Below are 21,767 nucleotides of genomic sequence, written 5' to 3' on the forward strand. Positions count from 1 at the left end.
ACGACGTAAAACTCACATCACCAGCCTATAGGATCAATATCTAAAGTCAGCTTAAGGTATTTGGCACTGGGTAGCGCGGTTGCCAGTTGCCACCACTGATTTAGGACACGGTGTAATTGTTGTCGATCCTTGGCCAATAGGAGCAATTGCGCATGGTAGCGACTGTTCTTTTTACTCATTGGGGCATCGATAGGGCCAAGCACAGCCAGATTGTGAGCAGTTGGCAAGATATCAATGGCATCCTTTAGTGCTTTAGTGGTAGCCGCCATTGTTTTGCCTTCACAGCGGATAAGCGCGGCATAGCTATAAGGAGGCAGACCCATCATTTTACGTTCTTGTAGCAATTCACGAGCAAATGACAGATAACCGTCTTTGACCAGTTTTAATAATAGCTCATTATCGGGTTGTAAGGTTTGAATCAGTACACGTCCCGCTTTGTCACCGCGTCCAGCGCGTCCCGCTACCTGAACCATCAGTTGGGCAGTGTGCTCAGGTGAGCGAAAATCTGCTGATAAAAACCCGCGATCGGCATTAGGCAAGCAAACAAGAGTGACATTGGGAAAGTGATGACCTTTGGCGACCATTTGTGTGCCGACTAAGATAGCAGGCTTGCCTTCATTGATACGTTGATAGATGTTTTCCCAGCTGTTCTTTAACCGTGTGGTGTCACGATCAATTTGAATAATGGGATAAAGGTCTTTACTGGTTTGTGGATTGGCAAAGATGGCATGTAGGTTTTCGCTCAGTCTGGTGGTTCCCATACCTTTAGCATCTAGGTTTTGACTGCCGCAATCAGGACAGACAGCAGGGATATAAGCTTGCCAATCACAGTGATGGCACTTTAAATAAGAATGGCTATGCTGAGCTTGATTGTTGTAATGAACCGTCAAATGAGCATCACAACGAGGACAGTCCGCTTGCCAACCGCAGGCTTTACAGAGCAAAACAGGCGCATAGCCACGGCGGTTTAAAAAGATCAATACTTGATCGCCTGCCTCTAGCGTTTGGCGTATTGCGCCAATAAGTGTGTCGGTCAAACCAGTATCATAACGCGCACCATCGTCAGTGGTTTGCTGATGAGTGCTTTGTAGTCGAGCATCAATAAGCTGCATCGTTGCAGGATTGGCATTACCAGGTCGAGTCAGCAGTTGGTACTCTACCAGCTTACCTTCATCGACCAATTTTAGATGTTCAAGAGAAGGCGTGGCTGTACCAAGTACGACAGGTATGTTGTGTTGAAAGCCACGATATAGGGCAACATCAGCGGCATGATAACGCAATGTGTCTTGCTGCTTATATGATCCATCATGTGCTTCATCAACGACAATGAGTCCCAGATTTGCAAAATGATATAGTAGAGCCGATCGTGTACCAATGATGATCTGTGCATGACCAGTACGGCAGTCTTGCCATCCTTGTAAACGGTGGGTGTTGTTCATGCCTGAATGGAGTAAGACAATATGCGCTGCAAATCGACTGGCAAAGCGCGCGCGCGTCTGCGGCGTCAAACCGATCTCTGGCACAAGAATCAAAACCTGCTTCCCAGCTTCTAATACCGCTTGCATTGCTTGCAAATAGACTTCCGTCTTACCACTGCCTGTAATGCCATTTAACAAAATACCTGTGTAGCGCTTGGCTTCATGGGCTGCAATAATGGCATCAACGGCACGCTGTTGCTCTGCATTCAGATCTAGGGGCATTTTTGCTAATTTGACAGGAGAAGGGGCTTGTTTTGACTCAATATAACGTTCGATAAGTCCTTTGTCTTCGAGTGTCTTTAAGAACTCTCTTTGCATTCCTTCTAACAACAAAATATCTTCACTGGCACCACGTTCACCATGGAGCTTGAGCATATCAAATTGCTGTTTTTGCTTTTTGGCATTGGCACGGAAATCATCATCCGTCACATGAGGCAAAATCCGCCAATGGGTGATCAGAAGATCTAAAGGCTTACCTTGGCGCACCAAGCTTGGCAAAATGACGGCTAACACATCCCCTAATGGATAATGGTAATAGCGCGCCAGCCAATTGGCCAGCTTTAGCATACTATCGTCTAAAATAGGGTCGACATCCAAGCACTTATTGATGGGTTTTAATTTGTTCAGAGGGACGCTACTATCTGCCTCAGAAATATGAGCAATGACAATACCGATCAAGGTTTGACGACCAAATGACACTTCAACGCGCGTACCAATTTTTGGTATCGACGCATTTGGCAACGCGCTCATATCTGCTGGTAGACGATAGTCAAATACCCGATAAAGGGGAACGGGCAGCGCAACTTGTACCAACATAAAATATACCCATCGCCTTTAGGCAGTTAAATTTTAGACAATCAAATCATGATCAAAAGGGATAATAGCAATAAGCCCAAATAGTGATATTTGGGCTTACGTTGAAAAAGATAGCACAATTTTGAGTACTTGAGCATTTATACGATAGCGATAGCCGTATTAGTCAATGTATAGAATGGACTCAATCTCAACCACGCCACCTTTTGGCAGTGCAGCTACCTGCACCGCAGCACGGGCTGGATATGGCTCGCTTAGATTGGCAACAAACACTTCATTTAGAGCCGCAAAGTCGTTCAAATCGGTTAATGACACATTAAACTTGACCACATCATTCAAGCTACCGCCAGCAGCTTCGCAGATGGCTTTGATGTTTTCAAAAACTTGCTCAGCTTGTGCCTTAAAGCCCTCTCTTAATTCCATCGTCTCAGGGTCAAAACCGAGCTGTCCTGAGATATAGACGGTTTTGTCAACTTTTACGGCTTGTGAATAAGTACCAACGGCGGCAGGGGCTTTGTCTGTTTGAATGGTTTGACGAGTCATGTGATGTCCTTTTTATAACTTTTGGGTTTATAGCTTTTGGTTAACAATTTCTAAATTTATAGTTCTCGAGCTTATAGCTTTCTAGTCTGATGTATAGCGTATTGCATGTCTAAAGACGACACTATAAATAAAAACACGCCTGTCGTCTATTTGTTAGTAAACAAAACAGTTTATCACTGTTTTAGGTCTTTCCAAATGGCGCTGATTTTATTGATCAATGCCATTAGATGGTCAATAAAGCCAATCTTACCTGCTCACTACAATTGGTACAGACGGATGATATTTGGGAAGCCAAGTAAGGAGCGCAGTTCACGAATACCTTGTGCTAAGTGATTGCGGCTACGTACAATGATGTGAACGATAGTATCACTACTACGCACGTCGATGGTTTCAACACCAATATTCAACTGACGTAAATGATAAATAACTTCCGTAATTTGTTCGTCGCTTAGAGAAATAGACAATTTCAAATACGCAGGAAAGCGAATCTTTCCTGTATTTTTTATATCATGCTCGCCAGGGTCACCTTGCTTGACGGCGTTGTCATTACGCCAGCGCAGTTGAATGACTTGATAAGGGTTGTCTTTACGAATGTCATCAATCGAAAAACACTTATGTCGGTGCACGACCAATCCATGACGTGATAAATGACCAACGATAGGATCACCATAAATGGGATGACAACAATTGGCAAAATCAAGCTCAACGCCAGACGCATTGACGATCAATTGCTGAGGCTGAGTCATGTCTTCGTTTTGTTCTTTTGCCTGTAAGTCATTGACTTCATCACTAAATAGGCGCGTCACCACCAATTGTGGCAGCAAAGTACCAGAGCTGATTTGTTCAAACAAAGCGTCCTTTTCTGTCAGGCCGCGCCATTCCGTCAGGTTTTTCCAGTCATTCTCTGTTAAGTCGTCGAGACTTTTTTGGTAGGTCTTAAGGGCGCGATCCAATGCTTGCTGACCATGATGTCGCTTATTGGCGGTAGATAGATCTTTAAACCACCGCAAAATCTCTTCACGCGCTTTGTTGGTGACCACAAAGCCAAGCCATTCCGCTTTTGGTTCTGAGTGACTGTTTACCTCAATTTCAATGAGCTGTCCGTTTTTGACCACCGTGCCCAGTTTTGCTGCTTTGTCATCGATGTTAGCACCGACTGCCACATTACCAACCATGGGGCCAACGGCGTAAGCAAAATCTAGTGCGGTTGCGCCTTGCGGTAACTCATAGGCACGACCTTGCGGACTGTAACAGATGATTTTACTAGAATGCAGATAATCCATTAGCTCGTTGATAGTAGAGACAGCCGCTGAAAAATCAGGACTGTTTTCATGCAAATTGTCTTCATCGACCAAGTCTTTCATATTGCGTAATGAGGCTTGAATCACTGACTGGCTGATATCGGACGCGTGCTCTGCCCCAATAACCCCAAGTCTGGCAGCGTTTTGCATTTGCTTGGTCAAGATGGTGACTTTTACAACATCATTGTCGCGCTCATAAATCAAGGTAAGCGATTGACTACCGCCTGGTAGCGGTCTGCGAATATTGTCAGCGATGTGGCTGTCAGCAATTTGATATTTTTTAATCAGATAGTAAGCCAGCTTGTCACAGGATTCGATATTATCAAGGACAATCTCAAACGCATAATGACGCAGTAAGGAGTTAATCTCACCGCGATTGCGGAAAAATTGACGGTAGATGACCACGCGATTGTCTAAGACTTTGACCAGTCCATTCAGCTCTAAATTGGTAAGAACAATATTTAAGTAGCGATGAATGGCTTCTTTTTGAAAATTACGTCCCAGCCCATGTTGTAAAAGCTTGTCGGAGATTTTGTTATACATATCAGAGTTAAGATTGCGATAACAAAGCACTTCGATATAATCAGCAATGTCATTGAGACCCATCAGTCGTGCAAAAGGCACATAAAAGTCCAAGGTTTCTTGAGCCGTCGTACGCTGCTTTTCAGGACGCACGGCATCAAGCGTGGACATATTATGCAATCGATCAGCAAGCTTAATAATCAAGACACGAGGATCGGCCAATGTGGCAGTCAGAATCTTATGGAAAGTCGCGGCCTTGTTCTGTTGCTTATTGTGCGCCGAGGATTTGAGCTTGGTCACCCCATCGACCAATCTTGCCACAGCCTTGCCATAGCGCTCTTTGAGCTGCTCGTCGCTCACATCAGTATCTTCGACAGTATCATGCAAGATTGCTGCGATAATCGTATCTCGATCTAGACGAAAACCGGCCAAGATTTCAGCCACCGCAATAGGGTGAGTGATATAAGGCTCTCCTGATTTGCGCTTGTCTTTAATATGCGCAACATCACCGAACTCGCACGCATCAATAATATCACGCCGTTCAGCAGCAGTGAGATAACCTACTGAGCGCAGTAAGTTATATTGAGCTTCATCTACCAGATGATGACTGAGTTTGGGTAAGGTTTGACTCATAAAGCAACAATCCTATTTCCATTATCTATTTGCCTAACTGTTTATCGAAAGAATAAACTATCAATATAAACAGGGACTTAATTGAATGCTGACTACTAAACAGAAGCCTAATGAAAAAGCTGAAGACAGTTAGACCATTCTCTAATTAATCGCAAATCGTATTCAAAGTCAACTGATAAGCGAGTAGGGACGATAAAAACGTAAAAATTCTGCCTCAAAGGTTTATTTTGAGGTATAAATGGCAATTACAACCGTTAAAACAATATCGTTACAACCAAAAAACCACAGCCTGTGCTGTGGTCTCTATCGTCACCGTGTATTGATCTATAAAACGATCGTTCGCTTTATGACATTATACAATGGACGTTATCAATGCGCTTTATTAGAAGCTATGATCGCCTGACAATGCCAAATCCAGTGAACTGGTTGCAAAGTGATGCTCTGGCTGATTTAAAATATCACGTGTGATTTTGCCGGCAGCAATTTCACGCAAAGCCAATACGGTAGGCTTGTCATTATCGACATTAACCAATGGTTCGGCGATACCTTTAGCCAATTGACGCGCGCGTTTGCTTGCCACCAAAATCAACTCAAAGCGATTATCAACATTATCTAAGCAATCTTCAATCGTCACTCGTGCCATAAATAGCTACCTCGGTTGTTTTTACCAGTCACGGACATGCGCCGCCACTCAATAAAAATAATAACAAAAATATAAAAAAGGAATAGCTAGACATTATAGCATTTTTTGCTCAGTCGCGTAGTTGCTTTTTATATTCACTTGCCAAATGAGTCATAAATGGTAAACCATATTTGGTTTATTCGGCTGCTTCATCGCTGAGCAGGCTAGCAATGGTGCGATGATAGCGCTGCTGTTGGCGCTTAAGGGTTTGTCTATCCGCCACGATAATGGCTTTCAGTTCAGCTAAGGCCACCTCAAAGTTATCATTGATAACCACATAATCGGCATTTACGTATTGTGCCATTTCAGTGACTGCGCCAGCAAGGCGTTGCTCGATTACTTCTACGCTATCTTGTCCGCGAGTTGAGAGACGTTGACGTAGTGTCGTCAGGCTAGGCGGTAAAATAAAAACCATGATGGCATCGGCAAACATGTTTCTGATCTGCGTCGCCCCTTGCCAATCAATCTCCAAAATCACATCAATGCCTGCGGCAAGCTGGGTGCGGACGCTTTGCTCAGATGTGCCGTAATAATTGCCAAATACCTCAGCATGCTCCAAGAATTGGCCTGCATTGATACCGTTGGTGAAGCTGTCGACATCAGTGAAATGATAGTGCTGACCATCAATCTCGCCAGGACGCGGTGCGCGAGTGGTATGTGAAACACTGACGGTCAAGTCATTGGTGGTGGCAAGCAGTTGTTTTACCAATGAGGTCTTGCCTGTACCCGAGGCAGCGGTGATAATAAATAATGAACCTGTCATACAATATGTCCTAGTAAACAGCTAAAAAATGTCCTAGCGAAGGGCGAGAGGCTGGTAAAAATAAAAAACGCCATCATGTATGGCGATAAGAATTAAAATCGATGCGTTATTATAAAGTGCTTTTGTGACTTTTATTTTAATAAAGCCGACCTGATCAACCCAGTATCCCTATACTGACTTTTGACGATAGAGTATGGGTATTTTCAAAGGCAATAAAAGCAAATTATGATAAAGTAGAGCATTGCTTTTATTCCAACTTTTACATTGAAGCGGTTTAAAATACGCTTTAACTATAAATTATCTAATGATAGGCCTGTTTATGCAAATTTATCTTGCCAACCCTCGTGGATTTTGTGCTGGTGTGGATCGTGCGATTGCGATTGTGAATGAAGCATTGACGCGTTTTGAGCCACCCATTTATGTTCGCCATGAGGTAGTACATAATAAATTTGTTGTCTCTGATTTGGCAAATCGCGGTGCCGTATTTGTGGAAGAGCTTGACGAAGTACCAGATGGGTCAATTGTTATTTTTTCGGCGCATGGCGTGTCAAAAGCCGTTGAAGATGAGGCGGAGCGTCGCGATTTGACAGTATTTGATGCCACTTGTCCGCTAGTCACCAAAGTGCATATTGAGGTTGCAAAGTTTGCGCAAGAAGGTATGGATGCGGTACTGATTGGCCATGCTGGACATCCTGAAGTTGAAGGCACGATGGGCCGCTTTAACCGTCGCCACGGTGGCCAGATTCATCTGGTCGAAAATGAAAGCGATGTCGAAGCACTCAGCGTACAAAATCCTGAGCGCTTAGCGTTTGTTACCCAAACCACGTTGTCGATGGACGACACAGCGCGCGTTATCGATGCTTTACGTGGTAAGTTTCCTAGTATTCAAGGGCCGCGCAAAGACGATATTTGTTATGCCACCCAAAACCGCCAAGATGCGGTAAAAGATTTGGCCAGTCGCTGCGAAGTGGTCTTGGTGGTGGGTTCACCAAACTCTTCAAACTCCAATCGTCTGCGTGAGTTGGCTGAGCGTATGAATTGCCAAGCTTACTTAATTGACAATGCTAGTGAGATGAATAGCAGCTGGTTGGATGGTGTACAAAGTGTTGGTGTGACCGCTGGGGCTTCAGCGCCTGAGGTGCTTATTCAAGAAGTCCTACAGCAGCTGCAAGATTGGGGTGGCGATTTGCCAAGTGAGTTGTCAGGTATCGAAGAAAACGTAATATTTAGCTTACCAAAGGCGCTACGTATTCCTGTTACGCAGGTAGGTAAATAAGGTAAAAGCCTACGTGCGTTAGCGTCTGAGTATCAATCATTTGATAATTTTTGATGCGCCTTGATTAAAAGTCACCTGCTATGGATAAGGTAGAATGAAAAAACAAAAAACCAAGTTTGTATTGGCTGAAGCCACTCTTGAAGAGGTGAACAAACAGTTAAAAATAAATATGTTTGTTATTGTCCTAGTTGCCTTGATACTTCTCCTAAATATCGCAAATTTTATGCAAAATTATAGTGTTTTCTATGGCTTGCTCGTTGTGATTATGATTTTTTTCTTATTCATTATTATAAAAAGTCGCCAGATTCTTGAGATGAGAAAAAAAGCGCTAACGAGAGTTGAGTAGACTGGCCTCTCAAACGTAAATAGTCAGTCCAGTACAGCAAACAAAACGTCTGATTTTTATGGATAAAAAATGACGATACTTTTCCCAATAATAGATTTTCATGTCATTGAATAGCGAAGATACATGAGAAAGCTTTGGTACAAGAACAAGGATGATCATGCCAGCTTATTACACTTTTATTAAACGTGAACAGCAAGAAGACGGCGTCAGTGTGGCGCATTACCAGCCAACCAAGCATGCGCAGGGCGCCTGGAATGAGCATGAACAGCACATGGCGCCAGCGACTGGGGTACTCACTGCTGAACTAAATGGCTATGCGCCGCAAGACAATATGCGTATCGCTCGCGTTAGTCTTGATATCTTAGGCCTGATACCGCTTGATGACTTTACCATTACCACGCGCTGTATTCGACCTGGCAAAACCATTGAATTGATTGAAGCGGTTATGAGTAGTCGCGGCCGTGATGCGATCATCGCACGAGCATGGCGATTGATGACGCAAGACACCAGTGAGATTGCCGGACTTGAAGATCAACCAGCAAAATATAAACCTGAAGCGTTGCCAGTTTGGGAAGATATGAAAGGTTGGCCGGGCGGCTTTATTGAGAGCGTACGTCTGGTGGCGACAGAGGATCGTCGTCCCGGACGCGGTATGATATGGATCACCAATGATGTCGAGATGGTCGATGGTGTGCCCACGGATGATTTGGTGCATCTATTAGGTATGGTCGATACGGCCAATGGTGTCGTACCACGGCTTGGTCTTGGCTTATCTAAGTTAGAATGGATGTTTCCCAATACGGATTTGCAAATTCATATGCACCGTAAACCTCAAGGTCGCTGGCTTGGTATCGAGGCTGTGCAGCAATATGGCGATGATGGTATTGGATTGACCAGTGCCATACTGCACGACACGCAAGGTCCGTTTGGTCGTAGCGAGCAAATCCTGACCATTCGCCCGATGCCGCGCTAAACATTCTATGGTTTTAAAAAACGGGACGATATGATGCGATTAGTTAATTATACAAATGAATGAAAATGGGCTTTAATAGCAGCTAACAAGATGATATTAATCGATAGAGAGGTTGCTATGAAAAAACATACTCATTTTTCAAAAAAATTGACCGCTATCTGGGAATTATTGATTAAGGTTTATTCAGAATAGTGTTTAGCGTCATCGTTCTTAGTATCTGCGCTTGAATGTTCATCTTTTGAATGGTTCTATGAGAAAAGTACTCATCTAAGAAAAGCACTGCCTTGACAAATACGGGCGGTGTTTTTTTATGGGATAAAGCTTCTGTGCTTGAATTTTTTCTCAATGCCCCTATTAGTATAGACAGTTTAACGGTATCACATACGGCAGGTTCTCTAACATTATGAGAGCATCTTTAGTGAGTGTATCGTTATCTGATAATAGGTCTTTCATAGAATTTAAAGGAGTTTTTATGAGTGAAGCAACTCAAGCTGAAGGTCTGAATCCAGAATTAAAAAAACACACGTTTGAAGCGGAAGTGGCGCAGTTGCTGCATTTGGTGACACATTCACTATATTCTAATGCGGATATTTTCGTCCGTGAGCTCGTCTCTAACGCCTCTGATGCCTGTGATAAATTGCGTTTTGAAGCCACCAACGACGATAGCCTATATGAAAACGACGGTGAGCTGCGCATACGTATTGCCATTGATGAGGACGCTAAGACGATCACCTTTACCGATAACGGTATTGGTATGAATGAAGCGGATGCCATCGAAAACTTGGGTACGATTGCAAAATCAGGCACTAAAGCATTTTTGGACAAATTGTCTGAATCACAAAAACAAGACGGTCAGTTGATTGGACAGTTTGGTGTTGGTTTTTACTCAGGATTTATCGTGGCTGATACCATCAGCGTTGAATCACGTAAAGCGGGCGAGCCTGCGGATAAAGGCGTGCGCTGGGTATCAGATGGGACAGGTAGCTTTACGGTTGAGACGATTACCAAAGATACGCGCGGTACAGCGATTACTTTGCATCTAAAAGAAGAATACTCTGAGGGCGAAGATAACTACTTAGATCGCAGCAAAATTAAACGTTTGGTGAATAAGTACTCTGACCATATCAGCTTGCCCATTCAGATGCGTAAAGAAGTTTGGCAAGAAGATGTAAAAGAAGACGAGAACGACGACACGCCAGCTGGCGGTGAGATGGTACTGACTGACGAGTGGGAAACCATTAACAAAGCCAGTGCATTATGGACTCGCTCAAGCTCTGAGATTGAAGATGATGAGTATGTCGATTTCTACAAAAACATCACTTATGACATGGATGAGCCACTTGCTTGGACGCATAACCGTGTCGAAGGCCGCGTTCAGTACACGCAATTATTGTATATCCCGAAAAAAGCGCCAGTTGATTTGTATACTCGTGAGCAGCAGCATGGCTTGAAGCTGTACGTCAAACGTGTGTTTATCATGGACGAAGCTGAGCAGCTGTTACCGATGTATCTACGCTTTGTGAAAGGCGTCATCGATTCAGCAGACTTGCCATTAAACGTGAGTCGTGAGCTGCTACAAGAGTCGCGCGATGTCAAATCGATTCGTGATGGTAATGCGCGCCGTATTTTGACCTTGCTATCAAGTTTGGCCAATAGCGAAGACAGCGACAAACAAGAAAAATTTGCGCAGTTCTACGCAGAGTTTGGTGATGTGATCAAAGAAGGTCTTGGCGAAGACATGGGCAATCAAGAGCGTATTGCCAAACTGCTTCGCTATGCGACCAGCACACAAGACGGTCTTGAGACCAGCTTTGAAGACTATAAAGCGCGTATGAAGGAAGGCCAAAAAGCCATCTATTATCTAACGGCTGATAATTTGGCAGCAGCAAAAAACAGCCCGCAACTTGAGTTGTTTAAGAAAAAAGGCATCGAAGTTATTTTGATGACCAGCCGTGTTGATGAATGGGCAATGAATTTCTTAACTTCATTCGATGAAACACCGCTACAGAACATTGCCAAAGGCGCGGTAGATTTGGGCGACTTGCAAGACGAAGCTGAAAAAGCAGAAGCTGAAAAAGCCCAAGAAACATTAAAGCCTGTGGTTGATAAGCTAAAAACGGCTTTAGGCAGCCGTGCTAAAGATGTGAAAGTATCAACACGTCTGGTAGATAGCCCAGCTTGTTTGGTGGTTGGAGAAGGTGAGTTGTCACCGCAAATGATCCAGATGCTTAAGCAAATGGGGCAGGATGTACCAGCAAGCAAACCAACGCTTGAAGTGAATCCTGATCACCCACTGATTAAAAAGCTAGAAAGCAGCGAGCAGTTTGATGATCTCGCTCAAGTCATCTTCGATCAAGCTTTATTAGCAGATGGCGGTCAGTTAGAAGATCCAGCCGCTTATCTAAAGCGCGTTAATGAGCTATTGATGAGATAATGTCTGGTAATTGAGGTAAAAGGAGGTCTTGTCTGCAAGGCCTCCTTTTTTATTGAGATTTATGGCCATATTTGAATGAATTTTACAAATCATCCTTATCCTCTTGACCGACAATCCGTTACAATCGCGATAGATTAGCGAGCTAAAATAAAAGTTTGTGTTGTTCGCTATTTGTCACTATTTCCTAGTGAATTCAATATGAAATTAATGTCTACCAACTATGCAAAAGTTATCAATCAATAACTTTATAAAGTGGCTATATTAAAGGCATTTATAATTGACTCACTGTATCTTCTTGACTGGCTAGAGGTCTAAGTCTTTGTCACTTGCGTCGTTAAAAACCGTATCACTTCAGCGTTTTTCGCTCAATTTCGCTGCCAATATTATTGCAACGTTGTGGATGCTGGTCGGGTCGACACGGGCGTTCTCTTGGGTAAAACCCACCTTTATTCAGTTTGCGGTGTTTGCCCTATTGGCACTTGGCAGCAATGTGCTTTTTTCGTGGTTGGCAGCTGAAAGCGGTAGTCTCTTTAATGAGCAAGGGTTGGTCAGTTATCTGATCTGGCCGATGATTATTCTATTGGGCGGTATCATTTTGGCACGCCGCGCAGGCAATCAGTCGCTGGTTTTTGTGCCAGTGATTTTGTGGCTGGTTGCGGATACTTTATCAGCACTTTTACAGAGCCTAATGCAGCTCTTGGGCAGTTATGGCTGGTTACCCAATTGGAGTTACTCGTTTTTACCTATTTTGTTTTTGGTGCTGTTTTTATGGCAAACGCTTGCCTTATTATGGATTTTTTCTCGTCGCTTACGTATACCGTGGTGGGAGCGAATCATTGTACTGGTAGGCGCTGTTGCGCTCTTGACGATTTGGCAGCGCAATGTCGCTGATCAGCCTATATTTAAACAGACGCCGGTGACACCTGTCTTAGAAGAAGCGGCGTTTTATGAGCAGCCCCGACTACTACAACAAGCATTAAACAGTATTGATGCGGGCGTATTGGGCAGAACCGATTGGTACTTTATGGGCGTTGCAGGCTTCTCTGAACAAGATGTTTTTCGTTCTGAGATCAATAAAGTGCGGGAATTGTTTGATGTGCGTTTTGGTACCAGTGGCCATTCGTTGGCGTTGATCAATAACACTTATAGTTGGTTGGATGAGCCAATCGCAACCAAGACCAGTATTTTACGCGGCTTAAAAAAAATTGGTCAGCAGATGAATGCAGATGAAGACGTGTTGTTTCTCACTTTATCTTCACATGGTAATCAAGACATCATTCAACTGGCCAACCCGCCACTTGTGATGGAGAACCTAGACGCTGCATGGCTGCGTGAGGCGCTTGATGACTCTGGCATTCGTTGGCGCGTGATTGTCGTATCTGCCTGTTACTCAGGCTCGTTCATTGATGAGTTGGCGTCTCCAACCACTGTGGTGATTACGGCATCAGCCGCTGATAGACCGTCATTTGGTTGTACCAACACCGCTGAGATGACGTATTTTGGGCAAGCGTTCTTTGCTGAGAGTCTACGCAGCAACACCAGTTTTGAAGCTGCATTTAAGGACGCAAGAGTACGTGTACATGAGCGTGAGGAAGTGATGGGGTTTGAACCATCAGAGCCGCAGATGGCTGTTGGTAGTCTGATGGAAACAGCGCTGCCTGCCTTCGAGCAAGTGTTATTTGATAAAACAAGACCACCTGTGGCAAGCGTGATTAGTAATGAGGCAGCTACGCTTAATGTATTGCCTAAAAGCGCTTCTTCTCAGTCAGCGGATACGGTGGTAGCTACAGCTGACAAATGATTCAATAATTTCTAAAATATTAACGTTGTCGGTATTATCTTATAAGTGCTTCTTATAAGTCATTGTGTATTTTACTTTGGATAAAAAGGATGTCACTCATGAAAAAATCTTATAGTCATCGCCTGTCTGCCAATAGCCAACTCACACAACAAAGTGTGAATCGCTGCTTTAATGGTGAACAGCATTATTATAGTCATCAATCAACTGCTACCAAGACAACGATGACGTTCAGTATTTATTTGCCTGATGAAGCACTCACAGGCCAGCGCTGTCCTGCTATTTTATATTTGTCAGGTCTGACGTGTAATGCTGATAACGTCACTCACAAAGCGCATTTTCAACAAAGATGTAGCGAGCTTGGCATGATCTTTATTGCACCTGATACCTCTCCGCGTAGCTTGTCAGTCTCAGACGATGCGAACAGTGCCGAAGTGCCTAATGATGAACGCTATTTTGTTGGTCAAGGTGCTGGGTATTATGTCGATGCGACACAGCTACCTTGGTCAGACCATTTCAACATGGAAAGTTATATCGTTGAAGAGCTGTATGATTTATTACGTTCAGAGTTTCCCATTGATACGATTGGCATCACAGGGCACTCAATGGGTGGTCATGGGGCACTATTACTAGGATTTAAGTTTCCGAGCAAATTTGTTAGCGTGTCAGCGCTATCGCCTGTCTGTGCTGCTAGTGAGTCAGCTTGGGGACAAGCAGCTTATACCGAATACTTTGGTGATGATAAGTCATTATGGGCGCAAGCGGATGCTTCAAAGATGATTGAAAAAGTCGGTCGGCAGTATGCGAGTATCTTGGTCGATCAAGGGGCAGCTGATAACTTTTTAGCAGAAGGTCAATTGAAAACATCTACGCTACAAGATGCTTGCGAAAAAGCCAAGCAACCCTTAACTCTGCGTTATCAAGGTGGTCATGACCACAGTTATTATTTTATTCAAACTGTGATCAACGACCATATCGATCATCATTGGCGTATGGCGCAGCTTCGCTAGAGCTTCAGTGAAGTCTTAATATGATGTTTTTTTTGTTGTATCGTTTGATTTAAAAAAGGTAAGTCTTATGGCAAGTTATCAAGATTTGGCCGCAGTCGGTTTAAAAGATCAGTCATCAGATTCTAGTGCTCCTGAATCTACGCTCGCTACCATGCAGGCGGATATGGACGCAGCTTTGAAAGACAAACAGCATACCAGCATGGGTGCTGATACTCATTCCAGCGAGAAGGTAGCAAGCTCAGTACAATCAAGTGATATGATTGAGCAGTCAACCAATAAGTATGGGGATAGAGTGCTGGATGAGGTTCAAGTCTCACGAGTGATAGAGATGGCGTGGGAAGACAGAACGCCGTTTGGCGCCATTGAGCATAGCTATGGTCTTAGTGAGCCTGATGTGATTAAGCTCATGCGCCAAGAGCTCAAGCCGTCGTCCTTTCGCTTGTGGCGTCAACGAGTGAGTAACCGTGCGACCAAGCACGAGGCAAAGCGCTCTTTTGACGTTGGTCGTGCTTATTGTAAGACCCAATATAAGCCACGCTAGTCATTTAAGCATAAAATGGTTCGTATTTTTGATATGATTTTAATATCAAAAGCACTTACGTCCGTTATAACATTTTCTATATTTCGCTCGTCTTTTATTTAAACATGAATTAGGTAGCTCCTTATGATCAGTTCTTCTAAACCTTATCTTATCGCACCCTCCATACTGTCAGCCGATTTTGCACGGTTGGGCGAAGAAGTTGAAAAAGTACTGGAGTCGGGCGCTGATGTGATTCATTTCGATGTCATGGACAACCATTACGTGCCGAACCTGACGTTTGGTAGTATGATTTGTAAAGCACTACGTGATTACGGCGTTGATGCGCCTATTGATGTGCATCTTATGGTCTCGCCTGTTGATAGCATGATTGAGCAGTTCTTAGAAGCAGGCGCGAGCATTATTACCTTTCATCCAGAAGCCAGTATGCATGTTGATCGCTCTTTACAGCTGATTAAAGATGGTGGGGCAGAATGTGGTTTGGTGCTCAATCCAGCAACGCCATTACATCATTTGGATCACGTGATGGATAAGGTCGATCAAATCCTACTCATGAGCGTCAATCCTGGCTATGGTGGGCAGTCATTTATCGAGAGCACTTTGGATAAAGTTCGACAAGTTCGTCAACGTATTGTGACTAGCGGTAGAGAGATTAGATTGGAAGTCGATGGTGGCATCAAAGCCAGTAATATTCGTGCGGTTGCTGAAGCAGGTGCGGATATGTTTGTCGCTGGTTCTGCAATCTTCAATCAAGAAGATTATAAAGCGGCTATCGATGCGATGCGTGAAGAGTTGGCGCTGGTTAGAGACGGCCAGTAACGTCCATATGGTTAACATGGGCAGTATCGCTGGTCATTGGCACGATGGTAAGTTATGTATAAAGGTAAACTATGGACACCAAAACCCCCGCTCACTCGTCTGTAAGCTCTGAGACAATGAGAGAGACTAAGCCGCCTCGTAGTCTCGTGCCAAAAGGGATTACGATTGGATTGGCTGTTTTTGCGCTTGTGCTCAGTCTGGCAGGCTATGGTTTTCGCTTAATGATTGGCGATGACGTTGGGGTAGTATTGCGTCATGCAGCCGTAATTGTACCTACCTTTGTGATTGGCATACCATTGTTTTTTTGGCTTGGTTCACGAATGGTCAACAAGGTCAAAGGCCTACATATTGAGACCAGAAATGCGCTGACGCTTGGCTGGTTGACTGCTTGTGTGGCTATGCTGTGGTTGATGGGGAGTTATAGTTAACGCCACGAGTCGCAAAAACAATGTTCATGCATAACTATAGCGTTGCGATCTTTTTATAAACCATTTTTTATAGTTTTTTTTAATCATTGAGCCATGCCTGACAAGTATGGCTGGAATTTTATATGAGAATCGTACCAACTAGTATTGCCAACATCATTTATCCAAAAGACTTACCTAACGGCTTGTTTACTAGTTTGATCATAGCTTGCCTATTCATGGGCTTAGCATCGCTGCGTCATGGTACAAGTTTTCAAGACTGGCTAAATGTGATTGAAAATTGGCTCCTCATGCTACTGATATTTCCTACTGCTACTGCCACCGTGGCATTACCCTTCAAATATCGTGATCCAACCTTTGAGTTAAAGTTGACATATTATCTTGGCATGTTTGTCGCATTTTTATTCACGATAGCCAAACTAAGATACTGGCGTTAAGTTCAAATATCCTCGCAAATCTACCATTTAGAGAGCAGACTTGTATGACAACCCTTGAAATCCAAAGTCAAAGCGTCCATTGTATGAGTAAGACAGTTTTACCCGCGTTACTAAAAGACGAAAGATTTAAGACGAAAGCTTTGTTGAATGGATTTTTTGTAGTGAATAGCTTCTTTGCAATGACCAGTTCGTTTACAAGTATCAGACGGGACAATAAGGAACAAATGAATGCCATACGATATCGATAATGATATAGAAGTAGACAACGAGAATACCGATCAATTCGCAGGATTTGCTAAAGAAACCACCCTTGAGCTGGTAGAAGCTGAGGATGGTAAGTTGCTGTTGCGTGATGCTGAACAAGATGAGGCACCGCTGATGACTATTGATTTTTCCGACAAGCTCAAAGAGCTACTTGGTAGCGATACGCAAGCCATTGGTCAACATATGATTCATGCGGCGATTCAGGTCATCATGCAAAAACAGATGAGTAAATGGCACGCTCACGTCTATGATAAAGAGCCAACACACTACAGCTGATCTTTAGTTTATTAGCAAGCTGAAGATAGCTAAACATACAAGCATAAAAAAAGGGTTTATCGATTGATAAACCCTTTTTTTGTTCAAATAACTTTTTTATAGAAAGTATTTATAGAAATGCCTTCTACAAATGATGGCAGTTATTTGATTTTAGCTTCTTTAAAGATCACATGCTGGCGTACTTTTGGATCAAATTTTTTGATTTCCATTTTGCCAGGCATAGTGCGCTTGTTTTTAGTAGTGGTGTAGTAATACCCAGTACCCGCTGTTGATACTAATTTGATTTTATCTCTCATGATAGCTTTCCTGTAAATGAGGGGTCTTAAAACGATAGGTATGCGTCTCAAGTAATAAGTTGCTACTCATGTGGTAGCAGAAAAGCAGCTTTAATAACGAAAATTATCATTATTTATAAGCTGCTAATAGTCACTTAAACTTTTTGACCTTGTGCGCGTAGATCCGCTAACACTTTATCGATACCTAGTTTGTCAATGATGCGCATACCTTTGGTAGACACACGTAGACGTACAAAACGATTTTCAGACTCTACCCAAAAACGATGGTTGTGTAGGTTTGGTAGAAAGCGACGACGGGTTTTGTTGTTTGCGTGCGAAACATTATTACCCACCATAGGGCGCTTTCCAGTCACTTGGCAAACTCGAGACATGGCGAACTCCTAATCTATGAGGTATGAGTTTTTCTCATACCAGTCTGGGCAAGTTGCACGTTTTTGCGGCATGGACACAGCAAGCGGCAGCTTTGCACCAAACAAAACTATATGAAGGTTGAGCTGATATGACTGTTATCTAAAGGCAAATAACAGGCTAACCAATTCAGAAAATTTTAAAGCCGACATTTATACCATAAAACAGATGAATACTCAAATATTTTTATAATTACTGCCGATCTAAAGGATGGCTATTATACCCTGAAATAACCGCTCTATGTTGTTGATTGTTTAATAGTAACCATTAATTTTTAGTTGTAAGTTATAACAAAAGTCAGTAAAGTTGCTGTTATATATTTAATACAATCTGTTAATACATCCAGCAGCAATGTAAACCTATGTATCATTACCAGTCTGTTCTGATTCTGCGTAATGGTTTTTGCCTATTTACACTAAAAATTACTGCTCATGCGGAGTCTAAAAATGTCATATAGCTCATTACCTGCTTCCAAGCTGTTTCAGCTGACTGCACTAACCTTATCACTTGCTTTGGCTGGATGCGGCGGTGGCGATGGTACTGATACGATCGCGCCCGAGCCTGATACTGGTGTAACTCAACCTGGGACAGGGAATGGCGGTTCTACTATTGATACTCTCAATATAGCGACTAGTAATCTGGTTGATATAAATAGTAATCCAGTTACTTCAATCGGTTTAGATGGTGCTTACTATGAGGTTTTAATAACTAACGAAAAAAATGAACCTATCGCAGGGGCTAAAGTGAGCTTTGCTATTGATGCTACAGGGGTGGTGTTATCACAAACCACATCAGGCTCGGTACTAACAGATAGTGAAGGTTTCGCTCGTATATTCTTAAAGCCAACTGGAACTGAAGTATCAGGAGCTTATACTATTTCTGCGACCGCGACCTTTGCAGGTAATACGGCAACTGTAGATAAAACTTTTTCAGTTCAATCGACCAAGGTTAGTCTAAGTGCGTTTTCTGTTGAGAGTGCCAATCTATCATCAGGTGCTCAGACTGCATTGTCTTTGATTGTCTCTGATGCAGAAGGAAATACATTGAATGGTGTGTCAGTTAATCTTAATGCGAGTTGTGGACAGATTCCAGCACAAATAACTTCTGATGCTAATGGTATGGTAGAGGTGGTTTATAAGTCGATTAACGATGATGATACGCTCTGTAGTGGTCCTGTGACAATATCTGCAAGCGTAGGTAGTTCAGTACGATCTACCAATATTACTGTGCAAGCTCCTGAGGCAACCTCAATTGTATATACTTCTAATCCATTAACACTTGGCATTGCAAATAGTGGCTCTTCTGCGACAGGAGAGGTTGAATTTACGGTTTATTCTAATAAAACGCCTCTTGCCAATGCCGATGTGGTTTTATCCTTGGAAAAATCACCACTGGGTCTATCCTTTGGCGTATTGGGTAATCGTTCTGACATTCCTGCTAGAACTGATGAAAATGGTAATGTGTCTGTCAATATTTATCCTGGTTCTACACCAGGGCCTGTGGAAATTAAAGCTTCGCTTTCTCGAGATGGTCGTATCAATGCATTATCTAAAGGTATATCGATCGCTAGCTCGCGTGTGACGCAAGATGGTTTAAGTATCTCACAAGGCAAAAACGTTTTAGATTGGAGTATGGATGGCGACAGCACTAACATCACTATTAGAATGGTAGATCGCAATGGGAACTCAGTACCAGATGGTACAGTGGTCAATTTAACGGCTGAAGGTGGTAAAGTCTCTCCTGCTAGCTGTACCACTACTGATGGCGTTTGTGATGTGACTTTCTCAACTCAAAACCCAAGACCAGGTGATGGACGTGTTAGTATTTTAGCTGTAGCAGAAGGCGAAAAAGCTTATATTGATAACAATGCTAACAACGCATGGGATGAGGGAGTAGATACCTTTGTTCATAATATTGGTGATACCTTCCGTGATGACAATGAAAATGGTACATTTGAAGCTGGTGAATTTACGTATCCACTGACTACACAAGCAAGCGGTATGTGTGAAAACAATTTAGATCGATTTATACAACTTAAATTTCCAACATACAGTCAATCAAAAAAAGACAGTTTTGAGCAGAGTTTTATTTCAAATTTTGTATCGCCAAATAAAGCCAATACTTGTAACTCAGGATTGGATGCTATTGTACGTTATCAAACCATTCAGCTATTATCTGACGGTAGTAATGCGCGTTTTACCTTATTAAACAATCTAGGTAATATGCTAACGACACAAGTGATCAGCAGCTCAGCAACGATGGTTAATGTTCGTACGAACAGCGGTGGTTTCTATGATCTAAATCCAATGCCTTCTGGTACGACTATTGCTGCAACCGCTGTTGACAGAACAGATAGTAATGATAAAAGTTGTACAGTAGAGCAGGTTGGAGGTTTCAGTAAAGTACCTGCTTTGGTGAACACAGGCGCTCTCGGCCAAAACTTAGGAACCATCAGCAACTATACGTTGGATGGTTGTGCAGCAGGGGATTACTTTAGAATCTCTGCTACTGCACCGAACAGTAATGTCACGACTAAGACTTATATTATTCAATAAGTTCACATAGTAACCTTAACCAGTCAGTAGCAAAACCCCCAACCCCACGTTGGGGGTTTTTGATTATCATGTCAAATAACTAAATCAATCTAAATAACCAAAAACAACCAACACGCTCAGCAAAACATTGCAAAAAAGATTAAAATAATCGGTTTACTACGCTGATAATAGTTTTTCAGCGATCAGTCATCATTTTTAATTGGGCGTATTATGTCAGACACTATCAAGACGGTTCCCTCATCGGATATCGAGTCAAACACCATCTCGAGTGCTTCACCTACCACTGATGCGAGCGATACGGCGACACTGTTGATCAAATGCAAAGATCAAGCGGGTATCGTACAAGCGGTTTCTGAGTTTATTCATCGCTATGGTGCGAATATTATTACGCTTGATCAGTATTCAACGGCGCATGAGGGCGGTCAGTACTTTATGCGTTTGGAATTTGCTTTGGCAGGATTGAGCGAGATTATTGACAATTTTGAGGTCAGCTTTGGACATACGGTTGCCAAACGCCACAACATGGATTGGCGTCTTCATAACAATGCGATTAAGACCAAAGTGGGTATTTTGGTGTCCAAGTTCGATCATGCATTGCTAGATTTACTATGGCGTCATCAGCGCGGTTTGCTGGATTGCGAGATTACTTGTGTGGTGAGTAACCATCCTGATTTACGTCAAGCAGTCAAAAATTTTGGTATCACATTTCACCATGTGGCTGTCAATAAAAACAATAAAGAGCAGGCAGAAGAGCAGATTCATAAACTGATGGAAGGTAATGATTTGCTTGTATTAGCGCGTTATATGCAAATACTGTCACCTGATTTTGTGAAGCGTTGGCCGATGCAGGTGATCAATATTCATCATTCCTTCTTGCCAGCTTTTGTGGGGGCAGATCCTTATCGTCAAGCGTATGACAAAGGCGTGAAGCTGATTGGGGCGACCGCGCATTATGTTACCGCTGAGCTTGATCAAGGGCCTATCATTGAGCAAGACGTCCACCGCGTGACGCATCGTCAAGGGGTGACAGAATTGCGAGCCATTGGTCGTGATATCGAGCGCAACGTATTGGCGCGTGCTGTGAACTGGCATGTGCAAAATCGAGTGATTGTCGCTGGTAATAAGACGGTGGTTTTTAATTAAAGAAGCACTTTAGTAAAAGAAGATCTATAAGATC

General features: G+C 43.1%; 20 protein-coding genes. 13 read left to right on the forward strand and 7 right to left on the reverse strand.

The genetic code is table 11. The annotated features are described in order from the left end of the window. Positions 1-17: 17 nt before the first annotated feature. The 5 genes from CZ794_RS01035 to gmk form a co-directional block, all read right to left on the reverse strand. Positions 18-2,294, reverse strand: coding sequence for a primosomal protein N' (locus CZ794_RS01035; protein WP_087039792.1), 2,277 nt, complete (start codon positions 2,292-2,294; stop codon positions 18-20). 159 nt (positions 2,295-2,453) lie between these two features. Further along, entirely contained in the window at positions 2,454-2,834 is a 381-nt protein-coding gene (locus tag CZ794_RS01040) for a RidA family protein (protein ID WP_087039793.1), read from the reverse strand. A 257-nt stretch (positions 2,835-3,091) separates the two neighbouring features. Beyond that, positions 3,092-5,290, reverse strand: a complete 2,199-nt coding sequence (locus CZ794_RS01045) for a bifunctional (p)ppGpp synthetase/guanosine-3',5'-bis(diphosphate) 3'-pyrophosphohydrolase (RefSeq protein ID WP_087039794.1) — start codon at positions 5,288-5,290, stop codon at positions 3,092-3,094. A 382-nt stretch (positions 5,291-5,672) separates the two neighbouring features. Beyond that, positions 5,673-5,933, reverse strand: coding sequence for a DNA-directed RNA polymerase subunit omega (rpoZ, locus tag CZ794_RS01050; RefSeq protein WP_087039795.1), 261 nt, complete (start codon positions 5,931-5,933; stop codon positions 5,673-5,675). A gap of 175 nt (positions 5,934-6,108) precedes the next feature. Beyond that, positions 6,109-6,735: a guanylate kinase gene (gene gmk / locus CZ794_RS01055; protein WP_087039796.1), complete on the reverse strand. Its 627-nt coding sequence runs from the start codon at positions 6,733-6,735 to the stop codon at positions 6,109-6,111. A gap of 319 nt (positions 6,736-7,054) precedes the next feature. On the opposite strand from gmk, the gene ispH reads away from it, so the two are divergent. The 11 genes from ispH (at position 7,055) to CZ794_RS01110 (ending at position 17,331) form a co-directional block, all read left to right on the forward strand. Then, the gene (ispH, locus tag CZ794_RS01060) at positions 7,055-8,011 is read left to right on the forward strand and encodes a 4-hydroxy-3-methylbut-2-enyl diphosphate reductase (RefSeq protein WP_087039797.1); all 957 of its coding nucleotides are present in this window, start codon (positions 7,055-7,057) and stop codon (positions 8,009-8,011) included. 94 nt (positions 8,012-8,105) lie between these two features. Then, the gene (locus tag CZ794_RS01065) at positions 8,106-8,357 is read left to right on the forward strand and encodes a hypothetical protein (RefSeq protein WP_087039798.1); all 252 of its coding nucleotides are present in this window, start codon (positions 8,106-8,108) and stop codon (positions 8,355-8,357) included. A gap of 157 nt (positions 8,358-8,514) precedes the next feature. Beyond that, entirely contained in the window at positions 8,515-9,330 is an 816-nt protein-coding gene (locus tag CZ794_RS01070) for a thioesterase family protein (RefSeq protein WP_087039799.1), read from the forward strand. A gap of 472 nt (positions 9,331-9,802) precedes the next feature. Beyond that, on the forward strand, positions 9,803-11,764 hold the full coding sequence (gene htpG / locus CZ794_RS01075; RefSeq protein ID WP_087039800.1) for a molecular chaperone HtpG: 1,962 nt from the start codon (positions 9,803-9,805) through the stop codon (positions 11,762-11,764). A gap of 319 nt (positions 11,765-12,083) precedes the next feature. After that, positions 12,084-13,565: a C13 family peptidase gene (locus CZ794_RS01080; protein ID WP_087039801.1), complete on the forward strand. Its 1,482-nt coding sequence runs from the start codon at positions 12,084-12,086 to the stop codon at positions 13,563-13,565. 98 nt (positions 13,566-13,663) lie between these two features. Continuing rightward, positions 13,664-14,572, forward strand: a complete 909-nt coding sequence (fghA, locus tag CZ794_RS01085; RefSeq protein ID WP_087039802.1) for an S-formylglutathione hydrolase — start codon at positions 13,664-13,666, stop codon at positions 14,570-14,572. A 256-nt stretch (positions 14,573-14,828) separates the two neighbouring features. After that, complete coding sequence (locus CZ794_RS14235; RefSeq protein WP_306298341.1) at positions 14,829-15,113, forward strand: TIGR03643 family protein; 285 nt, start codon at positions 14,829-14,831, stop codon at positions 15,111-15,113. Between the two features lie 123 nt (positions 15,114-15,236). Next, entirely contained in the window at positions 15,237-15,929 is a 693-nt protein-coding gene (rpe, locus tag CZ794_RS01095) for a ribulose-phosphate 3-epimerase (RefSeq protein WP_087039804.1), read from the forward strand. 116 nt (positions 15,930-16,045) lie between these two features. After that, positions 16,046-16,357 (forward strand): hypothetical protein, encoded by a 312-nt coding sequence (locus tag CZ794_RS01100; RefSeq protein WP_087039957.1) that lies wholly within the window; start codon positions 16,046-16,048, stop codon positions 16,355-16,357. 122 nt (positions 16,358-16,479) lie between these two features. Beyond that, complete coding sequence (locus CZ794_RS01105) at positions 16,480-16,791, forward strand: hypothetical protein (protein WP_087039805.1); 312 nt, start codon at positions 16,480-16,482, stop codon at positions 16,789-16,791. Between the two features lie 228 nt (positions 16,792-17,019). Beyond that, positions 17,020-17,331: a hypothetical protein gene (locus CZ794_RS01110; RefSeq protein ID WP_087039806.1), complete on the forward strand. Its 312-nt coding sequence runs from the start codon at positions 17,020-17,022 to the stop codon at positions 17,329-17,331. A gap of 140 nt (positions 17,332-17,471) precedes the next feature. Here the strand turns inward: CZ794_RS01110 and rpmG are convergent, their stop codons facing one another. Beyond that, entirely contained in the window at positions 17,472-17,627 is a 156-nt protein-coding gene (gene rpmG, locus CZ794_RS01115) for a 50S ribosomal protein L33 (protein WP_010201403.1), read from the reverse strand. A gap of 134 nt (positions 17,628-17,761) precedes the next feature. Beyond that, complete coding sequence (gene rpmB / locus CZ794_RS01120) at positions 17,762-17,998, reverse strand: 50S ribosomal protein L28 (protein WP_057761372.1); 237 nt, start codon at positions 17,996-17,998, stop codon at positions 17,762-17,764. Positions 17,999-18,481: 483 nt separating this feature from the next. On the opposite strand from rpmB, the gene CZ794_RS01125 reads away from it, so the two are divergent. Together CZ794_RS01125 and purU are read left to right on the forward strand one after the other, a co-directional pair. Further along, on the forward strand, positions 18,482-20,590 hold the full coding sequence (locus tag CZ794_RS01125; RefSeq protein WP_087039807.1) for a hypothetical protein: 2,109 nt from the start codon (positions 18,482-18,484) through the stop codon (positions 20,588-20,590). 210 nt (positions 20,591-20,800) lie between these two features. Beyond that, the gene (gene purU / locus CZ794_RS01130; RefSeq protein ID WP_227681072.1) at positions 20,801-21,733 is read left to right on the forward strand and encodes a formyltetrahydrofolate deformylase; all 933 of its coding nucleotides are present in this window, start codon (positions 20,801-20,803) and stop codon (positions 21,731-21,733) included. Positions 21,734-21,767: the final 34 nt, after the last annotated feature.

Source organism: Psychrobacter sp. JB385, assembly GCF_900163785.1.
Taxonomy (GTDB): domain Bacteria; phylum Pseudomonadota; class Gammaproteobacteria; order Pseudomonadales; family Moraxellaceae; genus Psychrobacter.